The organism is Amycolatopsis iheyensis (assembly GCF_024703995.1).
Lineage (GTDB): Bacteria > Actinomycetota > Actinomycetes > Mycobacteriales > Pseudonocardiaceae > Amycolatopsis > Amycolatopsis iheyensis.
Genome location: NZ_JAMXQV010000009.1, coordinates 9,546 through 28,746 on the forward strand (window position 1 = coordinate 9,546; position 19,201 = coordinate 28,746).

Genomic DNA, 19,201 nt, shown 5'->3' on the forward strand with positions numbered 1-19,201 from the left:
CTACGGGTCGACCGAGGGCAACGCCGCACACGCCGTGCGGTACTCCGCCACGATCCGGCGGACGATCTCGGCGGCGGGCAGGACCTCGTCGACGAGCCCGGCGGACTGGCCGGCCTCCAGCTTGCCGTCCACGACGTCGCCGTGCAGGGCGGCGTCCTTGAGCGTCGACGCCTGGAACGCCTTGCGCCGCAACGCTTCTTCCGCGCCGGACGCCTCCAGCTCCAGCATCCGCGCGGTGAAGTCGTTGTCCAAAGCCCGGATCACACCCAGACCGTGGCCGACTGTGCGCGTTCCGTCGACACCGGCGTCGAGCACGGCCTGCTTGTAGCCGGCGTGGACGGTGGCCTCCGTGCTGGCGAGGAACCGCGTGCCGAACTGGGCGGCGCCCGCGCCGAGGGCGAGCATCGCCGCCAGGCCCGCGCCGTCCGCGACACCGCCGGAGGCGATCACCGGCAGCGGGACGGCCCGGGCGACCGCCCGCACCAGGACCGACGTCGCGACCATCGCGGGCGGCGGGTGCCCACCGGCCTCCGCGCCGACGACGACCAGGGCGTCGACGCCCGCGTCGGCGGCCTTCCGCGCGTGCTCGACGCCGGCCACGACGTGCAGGCACCGCGTCCCGGCGTCGTGGAAGCGCGCCAGGTACCGCCGCGGCCCGCCCTGGGACGCGATCAGCACCGGCGGCCGGTGCCGCAGGACGAGGTCGAGCACGTCGTCGACGCCCGCGCGGTACAGCGGCAGGTTCACCGCCCACGGCCGGTCCGTGCCCGCGGCCATCTCGGCCAGGGTCCGGTCCAGGTCGGGCAGCCGCATCGGGCCGGCCGCGACCACGCCGAGCCCGCCCGCGTTCGACACCGCGAGAGGCAGCGCGGAACACGACGACGCCCACGACATCCCGGCCTGCACGATCGGCAGGTCGACGCCCAGGAGCCGGGTCACCGGCGTGTCGATGCGCGTCACGGCTGCCCCAGCAGCGTCCGGGCGTGCGCGGCCAGCCGGTTCTTCTGCACCTTCGAGCTCGCGGTCATCCCGATGCCCTCGAAGCCCTCGACGATCCGCAGATGCCGCGGCACCTTGAAGCCGGCCATCCGCGCCCGGGCCCAGGCCAGCAGCTCGTCTTCGGTGACGCTCGGCTCGGTCAGCACGACGAACGCGAAGGGCACCTCGACCAGCCGGGTGTCCGGGACGCCGACGACGGCCGCCTGCCGGACCAGCGGGTGCCGGTGCAGTGTGTCCTCGATGTCCGCGGGCGCCACGTTCTCGCCGCCGACCCGGATGATGTCCTTCGTCCGGCCGGTGAAGTGGAAGCGGCCGGAGTCGTCGAGCAGGCCGACGTCGCCGGTGGCCAGCCAGCCGTCGGCGTCGATCGTCTCGGCCGTCTTCACCGGGTTGTCGAGGTAGCCGGCCATCACGTTCCAGCCGCGCACCAGCACCGCGCCCGGCTCGCCGGCAGCGGCGTCGCGGTCGCCGTCGAACGCGCGGATCCGCACCTCGACGCCGGGCTGCACGGCCATCGCACCGGACGCCCGGATCTCCGAAGACTCCCACCACGCCGACTGCGCGACGTTCGGCGACGCCTCGGAAAGGCCATACCCGGCAACGCATTCCCGCGCGCCCAGCTCGTCGATGACGCGCCGGATCACCGTCGGGGACGCGGCCACCCACGCCCCGCGCAGGCAGAGCCGCCGCTCGGCGAGGGAAGGGTGGTTGAGCAGCAGCAGCGCGATGGTGTCGTTGCCGGAGAAGTGCGTGCAGCGCTCGGTTTCCAGCAGCCGCAACGCTTCCTCGGGCTCGAACTTCGGCATCGTCACCAGCGTCGTGGCGTGCTGGGCCGAGGCGAGCACCGACAGCGTGCTCCCGGCGACGTGGAAGAACGGCCGCGCCGAGTGGAACCGGTCGCCCGGGCGCAGGCCCATGCGCGCGCCGGAGAAGAACGCGTCCGCGCACATGCTGCGGTGGGTGAGCAGGACGCCCTTCGGCCGCGACGTCGTGCCGGAGGTGTACTGCACCAGCAGGACGTCGTCGGGTGTCGCGGCGGGTGACGGTGCGTCCGCAGCCGAAAGGAACTCGTGCCACGGCACGGCGAACGACGGAACGTCGTCGCCGAGCACGACCACCTTTTCGAGCGCGGGGAGCGACTCGACGCCGATCTCCCGCAGCATCGCGGCGAAGTCCACATTGAGCACCCGCGACGCGGCGAAGAGGGTGCGCACCTGGGCGTGTTCGAGGGTGTAGCGGACTTCGTCGGCGGTGAACCGGGTGTTGACCGGCACCGCGACCGCGCCCGCCGCGCCGATCGCGTGGAACAGCGCCACCCAGTCCGGGCCGTTGCCGAGGCAGATGCCGACGCGGTCGCCGCGGCCGATCCCGGCGGCCGCGAGCCCGGCCCGGATCCGCGTGACGCGCTCGGCCAGCTCTCCGTAGGTGACCCGCTCTTCGGCCGTGACGAGGGCTTCGACGTCCGGCGCGAGCAGGGCGGCGCGGGCGAGGACTTCGTGCGTGGTGAGGGGGCAGGCCGTGCGCAGGTCGGTCATCGTGGGTCTCCGTTGCTGAAGCGGGCGACGCCGTCGCGCCAGCCGCCGTCGGCGAGGCACTGTTCGATCGCGGCCAGCTCGATCCGGATCCCGCGGTCCAGGTCGGTCTCCGCGCCGAGGTCGACCGCGCGCTTGGTGAGCGAGATGGCTAGCGGGGGCGCCTTCGCGATGCTCGCGGCCGTCTCGTCCCCGGCCTCCGTGAGCGACCCTGCCGGCACGACGCGGGTGACGACGCCCAGTTCGGCGGCCTCTTCGGCGGGGAGCGCGCGGTTGGTGAACAGCAGCTCTTTGGCCCGGCGCTTGCCGATGGCGCGCTGCAGGCGCTGGGTCGCGCCGACGGTACCCCAGTGCGGCTCGGGAAACCGGAAGACCGTCCCCGAAGCGGCCAGCGCGAAGTCGGCGGCGAGGGTGATCTCCCCGCCCGAGCCGACGACGGCGCCCTGCACCAGGGCGACGACCGGGACCGGGCACGCCTCGATGGCGGCGTACGCGGCGAAGGACGCGACGCGGCGGCGTCGCACCCAGGCGGCGTCCTTGCCGGTGCGTTCCTTGAGGTCGGCGCCCGCGCAGAACACCGGCCCGCGCCCGCTCAGCAGCACCACCCGGACGTCGTCCCCGAGTGACTCGAACGCTTCCCGCAGCTGGTGGCACATCGGCAGGTCGAGGGCGTTGCGGGCCTCGGGCCGGGCCAGCTCGACGCGGGCGATCCCGCCGGTGGTCGTGACGCACACGCGCTCGGTCATCGGATCACCCCTTCGGTGCGCAGCTCCTCGATTTCGGCGGGCGACAGACCCAGGCCGGCCAGGACGTCGTCGGTGTCGGCGCCGAGCAGCGGCGGCACGCCCAAGCCCGCCGGCTCACCGGCAGTCTCACGCAACGGCGTCCGCAGCGCCGGGAACGTCCCCTCGACGGGGTGGGTGAACTCGCCGACGACCCCGCGCGCCACGGCGTGCGGGTCGGCCAGGGCTTCCCGCACCGAGCGGACCGCGCCGGCCGGGACCTCGGCCGCCCGCAGCTCCTTCACCAGCGGGTCCCGGTCGTGCTGCGCGATGGCCCCGCGCAGCGCCTTCATGACGCGGGCGCGCTGCTCGACGCGGCCGGCGTTCGCCCGCAGCGCCGGGTCCGCGGCGAGGTCGTCGAGCCCGAGGACCGCGCACAGCGGCGCCCAGTGCTGGTCGCTGCCGCTGATGTGCAGCCACTCGCCGTCGCCGGCCTGGAACGCCGCCGACGGCACCCGGCCGGGGTGCTCGGTGCCGGTCCGCGTGGGATCCTCGCCGAGAGCGAAGAGCCGCGCCGCGTTGAGCGCGTGCAGGCTCAGCTGGACGTCCATCATGGACACGTCGAGGTGGCGGCCGCGGCCCGAAGCCGCGCGCCCGGCCAGCCCGGACAGCACCGCGATGACCACCCAGAGCCCGGAGGTCATGTCCGCCACCGGGATCCCGGTCTTCGACGGCGGCCCCTCGGGCTCACCGGTCATCGCCATCACGCCGGAGAGCGCTTGGAACACCGTGTCGTAACCCTTGCGATCGCGGTCCGGGCCGGTCTGCCCGAAGCCGGTCGCCGAGACGTACACCAGGTCCGGCCGCGCCAGGTCCGCATAACCGAGGCCCATGCGGTCCATCGCGCCGGGCAGGAAGTTCTCGACGACGACGTCCGCGTGGGACGCCAGCCGGCGCGCCACCGCTTGGCCGCGCGGGTCCTTGAGATCCAGGGTCACGGACTTCTTGCCGCGGTTGAAGGCGAAGAAGTACGCGCTCTCGCCGTGGGGCAGGCGCGGTTCGAAGCCGCGGGTCTCGTCGCCGGAGCCCGGCCGCTCGACCTTGACCACGGTGGCGCCCAGCTCGGCGAGGATCTGCGTGGCCAGGGGAGCGGCGAGGACGCGGGAGAAGTCCAGCACGGTGATGCCGGTCAGCGGGCCGGTCATCCGCGGAACCCCCGCATCAGCGCGTTGACGTCCTGACCGGCGCGCATCGCGGCGTCCGTCGGCAGGTCGGCGACGCGGTAGAAGAGGTCCTTCGCGGCGGCGATCGCCCGCGGCTCGGCCTTCGCCCAGTGCTCGGCGATCTCCAGCGCGGCCGGGAGCACCTCGTCCGGCGAGACGACCCGGTTGACCAGGCCGTGCTCGAAGGCTTCGGCGGCGGTGAGCAGCCGGCCGGTGCTGACCAGCTCGAAGGCGAGCTTGCGGCCGAGGTGGTGGACGAGCCCGGTCATCACCAGCGCCGGCACGATCGAGTGCTTCAGCTCGGGGTAGCCGAACTTGAGGTCGGTCCCGGCGACGACCATGTCCGCGCCGATCGCCAGGCCGGCGCCGCCGCCGACCGCCGCGCCGCGCACGGCCGCGACCACCGGGATCCGCAGCTGCCGGGCCTGCACCTGCAGTTTCGCGGTGAGCGCGGCGCGTTCCAGGACGGCGTCGGCGTGGTCGGGGGTCAGCGAGGAGAACTCGCCGAGGTCCGCGCCCGCGCAGAAGCCACGTCCGGCGCCGGTGAGCACCAGCGCGCGGATCTCGCGGTCGGCGTCGGCGGCGGTGAAGGCTTCGCTGAGCGAACGGGTGAGGGCCGTGTCGAGGGCGTTGAGCTTGTCGGGCCGGTTCAGCGTCAGGACGCGGACGGCGCCGTGGTCCTCGGCGATGACGGTCACGGGTTCTCCTGGTTCGGGGTCGTGGTGAAGCCGGCGCGGGCCACCATGCTGTGCAGGGGACGGCCGAGGGCCGCTTCGCAGGCGGCGGAAGCCTTCGCGAGCAGGTCGAGGTCGAGGCCGGTCTCGACGCCCATCGCGTCGAACAGCGACACGAGGTCCTCGGTGCAGACGTTGCCGGTCAGGCCGGCGCCGTAGGAGATCGTGCCGGGGTGACCGCCGACGCCGCCCATCGCGGTGTCGAAGTTCCGGCAGCCCGCGTCGAGGGCCGCGACGGCGTTGGCGATGCCGGTGCCGCGGGTGTTGTGGAAGTGCGCGACCACGGGCACTTCGCCGCCGAGCCGGGCGAACAACGCCCGCACCGACGTCGGCGTCGCGACGCCGGTCGTGTCGCCCAAGGTCACCAGGTCGGCGCCCAGGTCGGCGAAGCGGGCAACGTCGTCGGCGACGCGGCCGGGGTCGACCGCGCCCTCGAACGGGCAGCCGAAGGCCACCGACACGACGCCGACCAGCTTGAACCGGCCGCCGGCCAGCCGGACCATCTCTTCGACGCGCTCCCACTGCCCGGCTCTGGACGTCCGCAGGTTGCGCTCGGTGTGGGACTCGCTGGCCGAGACCAGCAGGCTCAGCTCCTCGGCGCCGTGCCCGGCGTCGAGGTCGGCCAGCGCCCGGCGCACCGCGCGGGGGTTCGGGCAGGTCGCCTTGAACGCGACGCCCGGGCGGCGGCCGATCTGCGTCAGGACCTCGGAAGCGTCCGAGAAGCCGGGGACGCGCTCAGGGTGGCTGTAGCTGGTCGCTTCGATCCGCCGGAACCCCGTGGCGACGAAGGCGTCCAGCAGGGCGACCTTCGTCGCGGTCGGCACGAACTCCGGTTCGTGCTGCAGCCCGTCGCGGGCGAAGCACTCGCAGATCGTGACGGCGTCGGGCATCGGGCCACCTCCTGTTCGGTGGCTCCAGAACTACGCGGCTCTGTTGATAAAGTCAACAGTCGTCAGGGGTGGGGTGGGCCCGCTCACGTTCCTCGACGGCCAGTGCCAGGTCGGCGAGCTTGTCGAGCGCTCCGCTCAGGGTGGTCAGCTCCTCGGCGGTCAGCGCCGCCAGGAACTCCGCGTCACGCTCGTTCGCCGCCGAGATCAGGCCCCGGTAGACGCGGGTGCCCTCGGCGGTGAGGGCCAGCTGCGAGGTGCGGCCCGAGCCGGCCGTCCGGTCGACCAGGCCGCGGTCGGTCAGGCGGCTGACCACCCGGCTCATCTGGGCTTTGTCCAGACCGGCCCGGCGGGCGAGGCGGTTGAGCGTCAGCGTGGGGTCGGCGGCGATGAGTGAGATCGCCCGCCATTCGCCGAGGCTGACGTCGAACTCCCGCCGGTAGCGCAGCGCGGCGCTGCGCGACATCGCCGACGACGTGCGGGAGAGCCGGTAGGAGAGGAGTCCGGAGATGGGCACCAGGTCCCGGCCGTCCGCGCGTTCCGCCATGCCGGTCATCGTAGCCGTTGCCGAACCGGTGTTGACAAACACAACACCGCATGTCGACACTGACGCCGCACGCCCCGCCTGACGAAGGAGTCGAGTAGCCGTGGCCGAACACCCCGCCGTCGCCGGAGCGCCGCCTTCAGTCGGCGGCGCCGACCGCGCGTCCACCTACCGGACCATCGCGCTGCGGGTCATGCCGCTGCTCGTGGTCTGCTACGTCGTCAGCTTCATCGACCGGACGAACATCGGCATCGCGCAGCAGGGCCTCAAGCGCGACCTCGGCTTCGGCTCGGCGGTCTACGGGCTCGGCGTCACACTGTTCTTCGTCGGGTTCATCCTCTTCGAGGTCCCGAGCAACGCGCTGCTGGCCAAGATCGGCGCCCGCAAGACGCTGGTGCGGATCATGGCCACCTGGGGCGTGGTCACGATCGCGACCCTGTTCGTCCAGGACGAGCTGACGTTCTACCTCGCGCGGTTCCTGCTCGGCGTGGCCGAAGCAGGCTTCTTCCCGGGCGCGCTCTACCTGCTGTCGCGCTGGTTCCCGTCGGCGCGCCGGACGCGGATGACCGCGGTGTTCTTCATCGGCGTCCCGGTGTCCGGGGTGCTCGGCTCGATCGTGTCCGGCTGGATCATGCACTCCCTCGGCGGCGCCGCGGGCCTCGCCGACTGGCAGTGGCTGTTCCTCATCGAAGGCATCCCGCCGATCCTGCTCGCCGTCGCGGTCGCGTTCTTCCTCGCCGACGAGCCGGAGCGGGCGAAGTGGCTGACCCCGGCGCAGAAGGCACTCGTCCGCGCCGACTTGGCGGAGGAGCGCGCCTCGAAAGGCGAGTCACACGGCGGCGGCCTGCTTTCGGCGTTGCGCGACCCGAAGGTCTGGATCCTCGGCCTGTGCGCGTGCGGCGCCTACACCCTCGCCAACGCCGTCTCGTACTGGACGCCGCGGATCATCGCCGAGGCCGGCGTCGGCGACGTGCTGAACCTGGGGCTGTTCTCCGCGATCCCGCCGTTGCTGGGCATCGTCGTGATGCTGCTGGTCGGCCGGCACTCCGACCGCACGCTGGAACGCCGCTGGCACGCGGCGGTGAGCTGGCTGGTGGCCGCGGTGGCGATGCTGGCGCTGGCGTTCTCGGGTGGCAGCGTGTTCGTGGTGGTCGTGCTGCTCGCGGTGATGGCGGCCGCGCACTACTCGGGCCTGACGGTGTTCTACTCGATCCCGTCGATCTACCTCAGCGAACGCGCGGCGGCGACGGGCATCGCGGTGGTGACGTCGATGGGCTCGTTCGCCGCGGCGGCTTCGCCGTCCTTGCTGGGCTTCATCCAGGCGTCGACCGGGAGCCTGTCGCTCGGGCTGGTGATCAGCTCGGGGATCGTGCTGCTCGCGGTGGCCGTCCTGCTGCTCGGCGTGAAAGCCAAGGACCTCAACGAGAAACATCGCTAATGTCGGCCGGGTGACCTTCGAGACGATCTCCCGGGTGCCGGTCGGGTTCCCGGTCGAGCGCGTGCTGCCCCATCCTCGGCTGCCTCTGCTCGCCTGCTTCGACGCCGGCCGCCCGGCGGTCCACGTGCTGGACCGCGAGGGCGGCCGGCTCGCCGCGGTCGGCGCCGACCTCGCCGAATACGCCCCGGCGGCGCCCTGGACGTGGCACCGCCGGCAGCCGGCGGCGGCGTGGCACCCGGACGAGCCGCTGCTCGTGGTGGCGAACGAGGCGGAAGCCCGGCGCTGGACGCCGGCCGGCTTGTCCACAGTGGACAAGCCGGCCGGTGCGGCATACCGGAGTCTCGCGTTCGGTCCGGACGGCGCGCTGTGGGCCTCGCCGTCGGCGCGGTACGAGTTCCCGGCGTGGGAGCGGGCCGACGTCGTCGATCCGGCGTCCGGCGCCGTCGGATCCGCGCCGCTGTGGGACACCGGGGTCGCGACCCACCCCGCCGGGGGACTGGTGGCCACCCTGCGCAGCAACCAGGGCGCCAGCCTGGTGCTCTTCGCCGAGCCCGGCGGCACGCTGCGGGACCGGGCCCTGATCCTCGACGCCGACGGCTACGAGACGCCGGTCTTCAGCGCGGACGGACGGCGGTTCGCGATCCGCGGCAACGCCTACGAGAACTCGTTGGAGGTGTTCGAGTTCCCGTCGTTGCGGCGGATCCTGGCCACCACCCTCGGCCGGCCCTACCCGGGCTACGACGAGGTGGACGACGAGTGGCTGGCGGAGTCGCGATCCTGGTCGGACCACAACATCGCCTACGAAGCCCGGCTCTGGATCGGCACCCCGGCCGGCACCCTCGTCGAAGTCGACGTCGACGGCGAGGAAGCCGTGGAGCACGAGCTGGCCGGTGGCCCGGTGACCGCGCTCGCCGCGGGCGCGCCGGGCGAGCTGGTCGCCGCGGCCGGCGCCGAACTCGTCTTCCTGACGGTGCCCACCGGCGAGCCGGACGCCGCGCCGGTGGCGGAGTTCCTGGCCGCGACCGCCGAGGCACCGGCGGGCGAGACCGAGTTCCGCCGCTTCGACGGGACGCGGGAGTGGGACACCGACGACCTCGCGGAGGTGATGACGGCCGAGCCAGCAGACCTGACGTGGCTGCAGCTGCAGGCGGCCATGAACACCGCGAGGCGCGACCGGGGCGTGTGACTCAGCGGCGCAGCGTCGTCTCCTCGGCCAGCCGGGACAGCTTCTCCGGGTTGCGCACCGCGTACAGCCCCGTGATCAGCCCGTCGTCGATGCGGACCGCCAGCACCGTGTCGACTTCGCCCGCGCGGCGCAGGAGCAGCGCGGGGTAGCCGTTCACCTCGGCCGCGCTCAGCACGCCGCCCGCGAAGTTGCCCAGGCCCGCCGCCAGCAGGCTCGCCACGGCGGCCGCCCCGAGCACCGGCTCCGGCACCGCTTGCACCACGCCGCCGCCGTCGCCGAGGAACACCACGTCGGGGGCGAGGATTTCGAGCAGGTGCCGCAGGTCGCCCGTCTCGACCGCGTGCCGGAACGCCTCGAGCGCGTCGCGGGACTCGGCCGGGGAGATCTCGCCGCGCGGGCGGCGGGCGGCGACGTGCGAGCGGGCCCGGTGCGCGATCTGGCGGACCGCGGCCGCGCTCTTGCCGACCGCTTCGGCGATTTCGTCGTACCCGAGGTCGAACACCTCACGCAGCACGAACACCGCGCGCTCGGCCGGCGTCAACGTCTCCAGCACCAGCAGCATCGCCATCGACACGCTGTCGGCCAGCTCGACGTCCTCGGCGACGTCGGGCGCGGTCAGCAGCGGCTCGGGCAGCCACGGCCCGACGTAGGACTCCTTGCGCCGGCCCAGGGTCCGCAGCCGCATCAGCGCCTGGCGCGTGGTGATCCGGACCAGGTACGCGCGCTGGTCCCGCACCGTGGCCGGCTCGACACCCACCCAGCGCAGCCACGTCTCCTGCAGCACGTCCTCGGCGTCGGCGGCCGAGCCGAGCATCTGGTAGGCGACCGTGAACAGCAGGTTCCGGTGCGCGAGGAACGCCTCGGTGGCGGGGTCGGCCATGGTGGCTCCTCTTTCGTTTCGCGGAGTTTCCCACCAGATGCCGGCCGTCGCCGGGGTGTGACAGTGACCGTCGTCACGCACGCGGGTTGTCACGGGCGCCGGGGGATCCGGCATCTCCTGGTCGTCCGGTTCACCCACGAGTGAGGAAACCACCATGGAACCCCGCTTCGCCCTGACCGAGAACCCCGTCGGCGCCAAGTTCGCCAAGCGCTTCGGCACCACGAGCCTGGCCATCGTGCAGTCTTCGCTGCCGAAGGTCGTCCAGGAAATCGTTTCGCTGCGCGTCAGCCAGATCAACGGCTGCGGCTGGTGCGTCGACATCCACACCAAGGAGCTGGCGGCCGCAGGGGAGACCGCCGTCCGGATCAACCTCGTCGCCGCCTGGCGCGAGGCCACCGTGTTCGGCGAGGCCGAGCAGGCCGCGCTGGCGCTGGCCGAGGAGGGCACCCGCATCGCCGACGCGAGCCCCGGCGTCTCCGACGACACCTGGGCGGCGGTGCGCAAGCACTACGACGACGACCAGACCGCCGCGCTGGTCGCGCTGGTCGCCCAGATGAACTCGGCGAACCGGCTCGCGGTGATCGTGCACCAGAAGGGCGGCTCCTACGAGCCCGGCATGTTCGGCTGAGCGAACCGGCCCGGGGTCACCCGATCCCGGGCCGGTTCGTGGTTCCCTGAGGGGCATGACGAAAGCCGACCGCTGGCGCCGGTACTGGGACCGCAAGTCCGCGACCTACGACGCGGAGATGAACGCCTGGGACCGCCGCCTCTTCGGCGACTCGCGGGAGTGGGCCTGCGGGCAGGCGGCCGGCGAGGTCCTGGAGGTCGCCGTCGGGACCGGGCTCAACCTGCCGTGCTACCCCGACGGCGTCACGCTCACCGGTCTCGACCTCAGCGCCGGGATGCTCGAGCTCGCGCGGGCACGGGCCCGCGAGCTCGGCCGGGCGGTGACGCTGCGGGAAGGCAGCGCGCACGAGCTGCCGTTCGACGACGCGTCGTTCGACACGGTCCTGTGCACGTTCGGGCTCTGCGCGATCCCGGACCCCGCGGCGGCGGTCGCGGAGATGACGCGGGTCCTGCGCCCGGCCGGCCGGCTGATCCTGGTCGACCACGTCGTGTCGTCGGTGTGGCCGGTCCGCGGGATGCAGTGGCTGGTGGAGCTGGCGAGCGTGCCGCTGGCGGGCGAGCACTTCCGGCGCCGGCCGCTGAAGCTGGTCGAAGCGCTGGGCCTGCCGGTGGAGCGCCGGGAGCGGTTCAAGCTCGGGCTGGTGGAGCGGCTGGTGGCCCGGAAGGTCAGCTGAGCAGCGGACTTCCGTCGAGGTCGGCCAGCAGGGCGGCGACGTCGTCGTAGGTCGCGATCGCGCCGGCCTCGGTCAGTTCCGCCGCGCCGACCCCGCCCGACCGCACGCCGACCGTGCGCACGCCGGCCTTCGTGGCGGCCCGGACGTCCCAGACCGCGTCGCCGACGAAGATCGTGTCCTCCGGTGCCGTGCCCGCCCTTTCGAGGGCGACCTGCACCGGCTCGGGGTCGGGTTTGGTCGCGTCGACGTCGTGGCCGGCGACGATGTCCTCGACGACGTCGTCGACGTCGAGGACCTTGCGCAGCACGTCCAGCTCGTCGGGACCCGCCGACGTCGCCAGCACCACCCGCACCCCCTTGGCGGCCAGCGCCCGCACCAGCTCCGGCGCCCGGTCGAACGGCCGCAGCAGGTCACTGGTCTCCAGGTAGTACCGGCTGTGGAGCTCCTTGGCCCGGTCCCCGACGCGCTCGGCGTCCTCGTCACCCAGCAGGGTGCTCAGCAGCTTGCCGGACCCCTTGCCGATCGCGCGGTGCACGCGCCAGGAGTCGACCTCGCGGCCCAGCTCGTGGAAGGCCAGCCGCCAGGCGTGGACGTGCAGGTAGTTGGAGTCGACGAGCGTGCCGTCGACGTCGAACAGGACCGCGGTGGCGATGGTGGTCTCCTCAAGGGTTCTCCGGGCGGGTACCGCAGCGGAATACCCGAGCCGGGAGGACTTACACATGAGGTCCGTGTTCCTGGTTTGACCGGTCCAGGACCGGATATCCGTCCTATTGACGTTTTTTCGCCGGCAGGAGGTCCCCGATGCTCACCTCGGTGCGGGTGGTGCCCCGCCCCGGCGCCACGACCTTGGCCGCGGTCGAGGGAGTGCTCGACCGGACGACCGGCCCGCGTCCGGGACGGCCTGCTGGCGATCGCCGCGGAGGCCGGGGACGGTCTCTTCGTCGACGTCGAAAAGCTCGAACTCCGCGAACCGGCGCTCGTCAGCGTGTTCGCCCTGGTCGCTTTGCGGGTCCGGGACTGGCCGGCCGTGCCCTTCGCGCTCGTCACCGGCCGGGACGAGCAGCGGGCGACGCTCGCCGAGCGGGACATCCCGGTGTACCCGGACGTCGAAACCGCGGAAGCCGCGCTGACGCCGCCGGACCGGCGCCGCGCCGGGCGGGTGCTGACCCGGTCGCCGCGTATTTCGGCCCGCGCCCGCGGCTTCGTGCGCGGCACCTGCGACCACTGGCGGGTGCCCGAGCTGGCCGAGGACGCCGAGCTGGTCGTCACCGAGTTCGTCGAGAACGCGTTGCGGCACACGGACTCGGTGCCGCGGCTGGGACTCGAGCTGCGGCGCGGCGCGCTCACCGTCGAGGTCGGCGACGCGAGCGCGCGGCCCGCCGTCGTGCGGGAGGAACTCGACCTGACCGAAACGGGGCTCGGGTTGCGGATGGTGGCCAGGATCGCGAAGACCTGGGGCAGCAGCCGGTGCCGGTCCGGCGGCAAGACCGTGTGGGCCGTGCTGCCCCGCCGCTGAGGTCCCCGTCACGTCGGGGAACACCGCCGTTTTTCCTGCGTTGTAACGGGTACAGGCTCCCGCTTCCGCTCGCAGGTCACCCCCAGCCTTCGCCGAGCGGGAGCGGGTCTTTCGTCTACTGTGGACGCTTGTCGGCCAGGCCGAGCACCCGGACGGCGTTCTCCTTGAGGATCAGCGGCCGCACCTCGTCCTTGATCTCCAGCGCCGCGAAGTCGGCGAGCCAGCGGTCCGGCGTGAGCACCGGGAAGTCCGAGCCGAACAGCACCTTCCGCTTGAGCAGCGAGTTCGCCGCGCGCACCAGTTGCGGCGGGAAGTACTTCGGCGACCAGCCGGACAGGTCGATGTAGACGTTCGCCTTGTGCGTCGCGACCGAGATCGCTTCGTCCTGCCACGGCACCGACGGGTGCGCCAGGATGATCGTCAGCGCCGGGAAGTCCGCGGCGACGTCGTCGAGCAGCATCGGGTTCGAATACCGCAGCTTGATGCCGTGCCCGCCCGGCAGTCCCGCGCCGATCCCGGTCTGCCCGGTGTGGAACAGCGCCGGCACGCCCAGCTCCTGGATCGCCTCGTACAGCGGGTAGTGCCGGACGTCGTTCGGTTCGAACGCCTGCAGACTCGGGTGGAACTTGAAGCCGCGGACGCCGTGTTCGGTGACCAGCCGGCGCGCGCGGTGCACGGCGGCCTTGCCGGCGTGCGGGTCGACCGAGCCGAACGGGATAAGCACGTCCGCGTGCTCGGCGGCCGCGTCCGCGATCTCCTCGCTCGACAGCGCCGGGTGCCCGGTCGCGGCCGGCGCCTCCACCGTGAACACGACGGCGGCCATGTTCCGCGCCCGGTAGTGCTCGGCGATGGCGGCGACCGTCGGCGTGCGGTCCTGGTCGGCGCGGAAGTACTTCGCCGACGCGTCCAGGAGCTCCTGGTCGAGGGCGAAGCAGCCGTGCCCGTCCTGTTCGACGTGGGTGTGGACGTCGATGGCGGTCAGGTTCGCAAGATCCACGAGAGCTCCAGGGTCAGGGCAGGCCGGGCTGCGCGGCCTTGGCGGCCAGCAGGCGGTCGAGGACGGCGTCGCGCGCGGCGACGAGGGCACGGTCGTCGGTGCCGGCCCGTTCGGCGTCGACCCCGGCGACGAGCGTCTCCGCCAGCTCCGGGGTCAGGTGGACACGGCCGAGGTCGCGCCACCACGCTTCGGTCGGCGGGCCGAGGTGGGCCAGGACGTGCGCGAGCCCGCCCGCGCCGCCGGAGAGGTGCTGGTTGAGGAACGGGCCGAGCACGGCCCAGCGCAGCCCGGGCCCGTTCGCGATCGCGGCGTCGATGTCGGCGACCGTCGCGACACCGCGTTCGACGAGCGAGTACGCCTCCTGCCACAGCGCGGCCTGCAGCCGGTTCGCGACGTGGCCGGGCACCTCGCGTGACAACCGGATCGGCCGTTTCCCGACCGAGGTGTAGAACGCCACCGCCCGCTCGACGACCTCGGGCGCGGTGTCGCGGCCGGGCACGACCTCGACGAGCGGGATCAGGTGCGGCGGGTTGAACGGGTGCCCGACCACGACGCGCTCGGGGTGCCGCGGACAGCCCCGCGCGATGACGCTCGGCAGCAACCCGGACGAGCTGCTCGCCAGGACGACGTCCGGCCGCGCGGCTTCGTCGAGCACGCCGAACAGCGCGTGCTTGACGTCCTCGCGCTCCGGCCCGTTCTCCTGGACGAAGTCCGCCGCGGCGGCCGCCTCGCCGGGGTCGGCGACGAACCGCATCCGAGCGGTGTCTTCGAGTGCGTCCCGCAGCCGCTCTTCGGCGCCGGGGGCCGGATCGGTGGCGACGACGTCGAGGCCGTGGGCGAGGAAGAGCCTCGCCCAGCTCGCGCCGATCACGCCGGTGCCGACGACGGCGACGGTGCTCATGCGGACGCCCCGAAGTGGTCCAAGGCGGTGGGATCGGCCAGGACGTCCGGGCCCACGACGTCCTCCGGGCGGGCGCCCAGCAGGAGTTTCTTCACGGGCAGCTCCAGTTTCTTCCCGGTGCGGTTGCGCGGGATCGCCGGGACGGCGGTGATCGTGTCCGGCACGTGCCGCGGCGACAACGCGCTCTTCAGGGCCGTCGTGATCTTCGCGCGCAGCGGCGCGTCCAAGGCGCTGTCGCGGAGCACGACGTAGAGGCGGAGGTCGCCGTTGCCGCCCGCCGGGTCTTCCAGGTGCACGACGAGGGAGTCGTCGACCTCCGGCAGCTCCTCGACGACGGCGTAGAACTCGGCGGTGCCGAGCCGCACGCCACCGCGGTTCAGCGTGGCGTCCGACCGGCCCGCGATGACGCAGCTGCCGCCGGGGGAGAACCGGATCCAGTCGCCGTGGCGCCAGACACCCGGGTAGGTGGCGAAGTACGTCTCGCGGTAGCGCGAACCGGTGTCGTCGCCCCAGAACCCGACCGGCATCGACGGCATCGGCGCGGTGATCACGAGCTCGCCGAGCTCGCCCACGACCGGAAGGCCGTGCTCGTCGAACGCCTTCGCGTCGACCCCGAGGCACGGCCCGGAGATCTCGCCGTCGACCACCGGCTGCAGCGGGCCGCCCTGGACGATCCCGCTGCAGACGTCGGTGCCGCCGCTGCCGACGTTGAGCAGCACTTCGGGACCGAAGACGCCTCGCACCCAGTGGTAACCCTCGGCCGGCAAGGGGCTGCCGGCCGCCCCGAGCTGCCGCAGCGCGCTCAGGTCGTACTCCGACGCCGGGTCGAGACCGGCTTTCCGGCACGTCATCAGGAAAGCCGGGCTCGCGCCCATCAGTGTCGCGCGGGTTTCGGCCGCGAGCCGCCACTGCCACGCGAGGTCAGGGTGCAGCGGGTTGCCGTCGACGAGCACGATCGACGCGCCGGTGAGCAGGCCCGACACCAGCGCGTTCCACATCATCCAGGCGGTGGTGGAGAACCACAGCATCCGGTCGCCGGGGCGCAGGTCCCAGCTGAGGCCGTGGTTCTTCAGGTGCTCGAGGAGGAGCCCGCCGTGGCCGTGCACGATCGCCTTCGGCTTGCCGGTGGTGCCGGAGGAGAACAGCACGCAGAGCGGGTGCGCGAACCCGACCGGCTCGAACCCGGCGCGCTTTCGGCCAGCAGGTCGGTCCAGTCCAGCGCGTCCGGGAGGCCGTGCTCGCCGTAGGGCACGTGGACGACGTGCTCGACGCTCGGCAGCCCGGCGCGGATCTCGGCGACTTCGGCGCGGCGGTCGACGTCCTTGGCGCCGTAGCGGTAGCCGGACACCGTGAGCAGCACGCGCGGTTCGACCTGGCCGAACCGGTCGACCACCGAGCGGGCGCCGAACTCCGGGGCGCAGGAGGCCCAGATCGCGCCGAGGCTCGCGGTCGCCAGGTACGCGACGACGGTTTCGGGGATGTTCGGCAGGTAGGCGACAACTCGGTCGCCGCGGCCGACCCCGAGCCGGGCCAGGCCCGCGCGGGCGCGCGAGACCTGGTCGCGCAGCTGCTCCCAGGTCAGCTCGACGCGGTCCCGGGTCTGGGAAAAGGCGATGACGGCGACTTCGTCCGCGGGGCCGCCGAGGGCGTGCTCGGCGTAGTTGAGGGTCGCGCCGGGGAACCACTCGGCGCCCGGCATCCGCCGGTCCGGCAGGACCGCGCTCGCCGGGGTGTGGAAGCGGACGCCGAAGAAGTCCTTGATCGACGTCCAGAAACCGTCGAGGTCGCGCACCGACCAGCGGTGCAGCGCGGCGTAGTCCCCGAACACGTGGCCGCGGTCGGCCAGCCACGCCAGGTACCGGTCGATTTCGGTCATCGGCCGACCTTCCCGGCGCGCTTGTCCAGGAACGCCTGCATCCGCTCCTTGGCTTCGGCGCTGCCACCGGCCACCGCTGCCATCAGCGCCTCCAGCAGGTAGCCCTCGGCCGGGTTGGCCTCGGCGATGCGGGGGAGTGCCTGCAGCACGGCGAAGTTCGTGATCGGGGAGTTCGCGGCGATCTTGCGGGCCAGGCCCATCGCGTGCGCGAAGCCGTCGTCGGCGCGGTAGTGCGACAGCCCGGCGGCGTGGCCTTCGTCGGCGTCCAGCACCCGGCCGGTGAGCATCATGTCGGCCATCCGGTGCGTGCCGATCAGCCGCGGCACCCGCACCGACGCGCCACCGCCGACGAACAGCCCGCGCTGGCCCTCCGGCAGCGCGTAGAACGCCGAAGGCTCGGCGACGCGGATGTGCGCGGCCGCGGCGAGCTCCAGGCCACCGCCGACGACCGCGCCCTTGAGCACGGCGACCACCGGGACGCGGCCGCGTTCGAGCCGCTCGAAGGCGCGGTGCCACATCATCGAGTGCTCCAGGCCCTCGAACGCGTCGCGCTCGGTCAGCTCCGAAAGGTCGAGCCCGGCCGAGAAGTGCTCGCCCACGGCGTCGAGCACGACGGCCTTGACCCCGTGGGGTGGGGCGCCGAAGAACGTTTCGAGGCCGAGCACGGTGGGGTCGTCGAGGGCGTTGCGCTTCTCGGGCCGGGCCAGCCGCAGCACGGCGACGTCGTCGTGCAGCTCCAGACGCAGCGACGGGGGCAGCAGGGGGATGGTCATGCAGGTCCGTTCGTGAAGGTTTCGGCGGCTCGCGCGCGCAGTTCGACGCGGCGGATCTTGCCGGTCGCGTTGACCGGCAGGGCTTCGGTGAACTGCACGTGCCGGGGCACCTTGAAGCGCGCGAGGTGCTGTTCGAGGTGGGCGCGGAAGGCGGCTTCGGTCAGCCGGGAGCCGGGCCGCACGACGACGAACGCGACGCCGGCCTCGCCCCAGCGTTCGTCGGCCACCCCGACGACGGCGCACGCGTCGACCTCGTCGAGCCGGACGGCGACCGCCTCGATCTCGGCCGGGTAGACGTTCTCGCCGCCGGAGATGAGCAGGTCCTTGACGCGGTCGACGACGTGGGCCCAGCCGTCGTCTTCGACGCGGACGACGTCGCCGGTGCGGAACCATTCGTCCCGGACGAAGCTCGCTCGCGTTTCTTCGGGCCGGTTCCAGTAGCCGGGGAAGACGTGCGGGCCGCGCACCAGCAGCTCGGCGGGCGTGCCGCCGAGCGGCTCGGGGGTGAGCTCGGGCCCGAGCGCGGCCACGTCGGTGAAGAAGTGCGGCACGCCCGCGGCGACCGGGTGGGCGAGGGTGCCTTCGTGGGTGGCCATCGAGACCCCGGGCGAAGCCTCGGTCATGCCGTAGCCTTGGAGGACCTTGACCCCGCGGTCGAGCCACGCGCGAGCGACGCGCTCGGCCACCGGCGACCCGCCGTAGAGCACGCACGTCAGCGAGCTGAGGTCCGTGCGGTCCCAGGATTCGTGCCGGCACAGCATCTCCAGCATCGTGGGGACCGCGGAGAAGCTCGTGATCCCGGCTTCGCCGATCCGCGCGAGGACGGCGCCCGGGTCGACCTTCGCCATCGGCTCGACGCTGCCGCCCTTGAACAACGTCGGCAGGGTGATCTGGCCCAGCCCGACGCAGTGGAACAGCGGGGCGAGGCACAGCGCCTTGTCGGTCCCCAGGACGTCGAGGTGGGCGAGCTGGTTGACGGTGTTCCAGGTGAGGTTGCCGTGGGTGAGGACCGCCGCCTTCGGCCGCCCGGTCGTGCCGGAGGTGTAGAGCAGCAGGCAGGGGTCCTCGAGCCGGACTTCGGTGGCCGGCGGGGGTCCGGCCGCGGCGAGCTCGGCTTCGAAGTCCAGCCCGCCGGCCGGGCAGGACTCCGGCCGGGTCGCGATGACGTGCCGCAGGGTGTCCGGCCGCGGGCCCGCGACCAGCTCGTCGGTGTCCGGGCTGTGCACGAGCACGGAAGCGCCGCTGTCGCCCAGCATGTAGTGGATCTCCGCGTGGGCGAGCCGGTAGTTGAGGGGGACGAAGATCGCGCCGCAGCGGGCGGTCGCGAAGAGCGTCTCGAACACGGTGATGTCGTTGACGCCGAGGTAGGCGACGCGGTCGCCGGGGCGCACGCCGAGCCGGGTCAGCGCGGCGGCCAGCCGGTCGACGCGCTCGGCGAGCCCGGCGTAGGTCAGCGTGCGGCCGGCCTGCACGAGCGCGGTGCGCCCGGGGGAGATCCGGGCCCGGCGCGCGGGCCAGCTGCCCAGCCCGAAGTCGGCGGGGGTCACGGCGTCGCCTCCTATATAAGGAACCCTGATATGCATCAGGATGCGCACGAGCCGCCGGACTGTCAAGGGTGCGCCGGATTCCCCCGGACGGGTGGTTTGGGCGAGGGGGTGGCCGACCGCGTGCGGCGGTGTCGAGTTCGGCCGT

General features: G+C 73.0%; 18 protein-coding genes and 1 pseudogene. 5 read left to right on the top strand and 14 right to left on the bottom strand.

What is annotated here, in order from left to right:
* Genes M8542_RS18780 through M8542_RS18810 form a run of 7 tightly spaced genes read right to left on the bottom strand, consistent with a single transcriptional unit; the run spans position 1 to position 6,644 of the window.
* Positions 1-960 (bottom strand): NAD(P)H-dependent flavin oxidoreductase, encoded by a 960-nt coding sequence (locus M8542_RS18780; protein WP_257921492.1) that lies wholly within the window; start codon positions 958-960, stop codon positions 1-3.
* Positions 957-2,534, bottom strand: coding sequence for an AMP-binding protein (locus tag M8542_RS18785; RefSeq protein WP_257921493.1), 1,578 nt, complete (start codon positions 2,532-2,534; stop codon positions 957-959). Before M8542_RS18785 ends, M8542_RS18780 begins: the two co-directional genes overlap by 4 nt.
* Positions 2,531-3,277, bottom strand: a complete 747-nt coding sequence (locus M8542_RS18790; protein WP_257921494.1) for an enoyl-CoA hydratase/isomerase family protein — start codon at positions 3,275-3,277, stop codon at positions 2,531-2,533. Before M8542_RS18790 ends, M8542_RS18785 begins: the two co-directional genes overlap by 4 nt.
* Complete coding sequence (locus M8542_RS18795) at positions 3,274-4,458, bottom strand: CaiB/BaiF CoA transferase family protein (RefSeq protein ID WP_257921495.1); 1,185 nt, start codon at positions 4,456-4,458, stop codon at positions 3,274-3,276. The genes M8542_RS18790 and M8542_RS18795 overlap by 4 nt, the downstream gene beginning before the upstream one ends.
* Positions 4,455-5,174 (bottom strand): enoyl-CoA hydratase/isomerase family protein, encoded by a 720-nt coding sequence (locus tag M8542_RS18800; protein ID WP_257921496.1) that lies wholly within the window; start codon positions 5,172-5,174, stop codon positions 4,455-4,457. The genes M8542_RS18795 and M8542_RS18800 overlap by 4 nt, the downstream gene beginning before the upstream one ends.
* Positions 5,171-6,100 carry a hydroxymethylglutaryl-CoA lyase gene (locus M8542_RS18805; RefSeq protein WP_257921497.1) on the bottom strand — a complete coding sequence of 310 codons (930 nt, stop codon included), beginning with the start codon at positions 6,098-6,100 and terminating at the stop codon, positions 5,171-5,173. The genes M8542_RS18800 and M8542_RS18805 overlap by 4 nt, the downstream gene beginning before the upstream one ends.
* A 52-nt stretch (positions 6,101-6,152) precedes the next feature.
* Entirely contained in the window at positions 6,153-6,644 is a 492-nt protein-coding gene (locus M8542_RS18810) for a MarR family winged helix-turn-helix transcriptional regulator (RefSeq protein ID WP_257921498.1), read from the bottom strand.
* Positions 6,645-6,744: 100 nt separating this feature from the next.
* Here M8542_RS18810 and M8542_RS18815 point away from each other — a divergent pair, with 100 nt between their 5' ends.
* Positions 6,745-8,079 (top strand): MFS transporter, encoded by a 1,335-nt coding sequence (locus M8542_RS18815; RefSeq protein ID WP_257921499.1) that lies wholly within the window; start codon positions 6,745-6,747, stop codon positions 8,077-8,079.
* A gap of 10 nt (positions 8,080-8,089) precedes the next feature.
* Positions 8,090-9,265 carry a hypothetical protein gene (locus M8542_RS18820; RefSeq protein ID WP_257921500.1) on the top strand — a complete coding sequence of 392 codons (1,176 nt, stop codon included), beginning with the start codon at positions 8,090-8,092 and terminating at the stop codon, positions 9,263-9,265.
* Position 9,266: 1 nt separating this feature from the next.
* On the opposite strand, the gene M8542_RS18825 is transcribed toward M8542_RS18820, so the two are convergent.
* Positions 9,267-10,145, bottom strand: a complete 879-nt coding sequence (locus M8542_RS18825) for an RNA polymerase sigma-70 factor (RefSeq protein ID WP_257921501.1) — start codon at positions 10,143-10,145, stop codon at positions 9,267-9,269.
* Positions 10,146-10,299: 154 nt separating this feature from the next.
* Between M8542_RS18825 and M8542_RS18830 the strand changes: the two genes are divergently transcribed.
* Both M8542_RS18830 and M8542_RS18835 read left to right on the top strand, forming a co-directional pair.
* Positions 10,300-10,773 carry a carboxymuconolactone decarboxylase family protein gene (locus tag M8542_RS18830; RefSeq protein WP_257921502.1) on the top strand — a complete coding sequence of 158 codons (474 nt, stop codon included), beginning with the start codon at positions 10,300-10,302 and terminating at the stop codon, positions 10,771-10,773.
* A 55-nt stretch (positions 10,774-10,828) separates the two neighbouring features.
* Positions 10,829-11,446 (top strand): class I SAM-dependent methyltransferase, encoded by a 618-nt coding sequence (locus tag M8542_RS18835; protein WP_257921503.1) that lies wholly within the window; start codon positions 10,829-10,831, stop codon positions 11,444-11,446.
* Here the strand turns inward: M8542_RS18835 and M8542_RS18840 are convergent.
* Positions 11,439-12,167 (bottom strand): HAD family hydrolase, encoded by a 729-nt coding sequence (locus M8542_RS18840; protein WP_257921504.1) that lies wholly within the window; start codon positions 12,165-12,167, stop codon positions 11,439-11,441. The two genes, M8542_RS18835 and M8542_RS18840, sit on opposite strands and share 8 nt — an antisense overlap.
* Positions 12,168-12,431: 264 nt before the next feature.
* On the opposite strand from M8542_RS18840, the gene M8542_RS18845 reads away from it, so the two are divergent.
* The gene (locus M8542_RS18845) at positions 12,432-12,962 is read left to right on the top strand and encodes an ATP-binding protein (protein ID WP_257921505.1); all 531 of its coding nucleotides are present in this window, start codon (positions 12,432-12,434) and stop codon (positions 12,960-12,962) included.
* 115 nt (positions 12,963-13,077) lie between these two features.
* On the opposite strand, the gene couO is transcribed toward M8542_RS18845, so the two are convergent.
* The 5 genes and pseudogenes from couO to M8542_RS18870 form a co-directional block, all read right to left on the bottom strand.
* Positions 13,078-13,959, bottom strand: a complete 882-nt coding sequence (gene couO, locus M8542_RS18850; RefSeq protein WP_257921506.1) for a 4-hydroxyphenyl-beta-ketoacyl-CoA hydrolase — start codon at positions 13,957-13,959, stop codon at positions 13,078-13,080.
* Between the two features lie 13 nt (positions 13,960-13,972).
* The gene (locus tag M8542_RS18855; protein ID WP_257921507.1) at positions 13,973-14,860 is read right to left on the bottom strand and encodes a 3-hydroxyacyl-CoA dehydrogenase NAD-binding domain-containing protein; all 888 of its coding nucleotides are present in this window, start codon (positions 14,858-14,860) and stop codon (positions 13,973-13,975) included.
* Positions 14,857-16,736: pseudogene (locus M8542_RS18860) on the bottom strand (acetoacetate--CoA ligase). The gene M8542_RS18855 and the pseudogene M8542_RS18860 overlap by 4 nt, the downstream one beginning before the upstream one ends.
* A complete protein-coding gene (locus tag M8542_RS18865) occupies positions 16,733-17,509 on the bottom strand; it encodes a crotonase/enoyl-CoA hydratase family protein (RefSeq protein ID WP_257921508.1) in 777 nt (258 codons plus the stop codon). The pseudogene M8542_RS18860 and the gene M8542_RS18865 overlap by 4 nt, the downstream one beginning before the upstream one ends.
* Positions 17,506-19,056 carry an acyl-CoA synthetase gene (locus M8542_RS18870; RefSeq protein ID WP_257921509.1) on the bottom strand — a complete coding sequence of 517 codons (1,551 nt, stop codon included), beginning with the start codon at positions 19,054-19,056 and terminating at the stop codon, positions 17,506-17,508. Before M8542_RS18870 ends, M8542_RS18865 begins: the two co-directional genes overlap by 4 nt.
* Positions 19,057-19,201: the final 145 nt, after the last annotated feature.

Bases quoted from the DNA above. Each gene is read 5' to 3' on its own strand.
- M8542_RS18785 (WP_257921493.1), bottom strand. From the start codon at position 2,534: ATGACCGACCTGCGCACGGCCTGCCCCCTCACCACGCACGAAGTCCTC.
- M8542_RS18790 (WP_257921494.1), bottom strand. From the start codon at position 3,277: ATGACCGAGCGCGTGTGCGTCACGACCACCGGCGGGATCGCCCGCGTC.
- M8542_RS18795 (WP_257921495.1), bottom strand. From the start codon at position 4,458: ATGACCGGCCCGCTGACCGGCATCACCGTGCTGGACTTCTCCCGCGTC.
- M8542_RS18805 (WP_257921497.1), bottom strand. From the start codon at position 6,100: ATGCCCGACGCCGTCACGATCTGCGAGTGCTTCGCCCGCGACGGGCTG.
- M8542_RS18810 (WP_257921498.1), bottom strand. From the start codon at position 6,644: ATGGCGGAACGCGCGGACGGCCGGGACCTGGTGCCCATCTCCGGACTC.
- M8542_RS18825 (WP_257921501.1), bottom strand. From the start codon at position 10,145: ATGGCCGACCCCGCCACCGAGGCGTTCCTCGCGCACCGGAACCTGCTG.
- M8542_RS18830 (WP_257921502.1), top strand. From the start codon at position 10,300: ATGGAACCCCGCTTCGCCCTGACCGAGAACCCCGTCGGCGCCAAGTTC.
- M8542_RS18835 (WP_257921503.1), top strand. From the start codon at position 10,829: ATGACGAAAGCCGACCGCTGGCGCCGGTACTGGGACCGCAAGTCCGCG.
- M8542_RS18840 (WP_257921504.1), bottom strand. From the start codon at position 12,167: ATGTGTAAGTCCTCCCGGCTCGGGTATTCCGCTGCGGTACCCGCCCGG.
- M8542_RS18855 (WP_257921507.1), bottom strand. From the start codon at position 14,860: ATGAGCACCGTCGCCGTCGTCGGCACCGGCGTGATCGGCGCGAGCTGG.
- M8542_RS18865 (WP_257921508.1), bottom strand. From the start codon at position 17,509: ATGACCATCCCCCTGCTGCCCCCGTCGCTGCGTCTGGAGCTGCACGAC.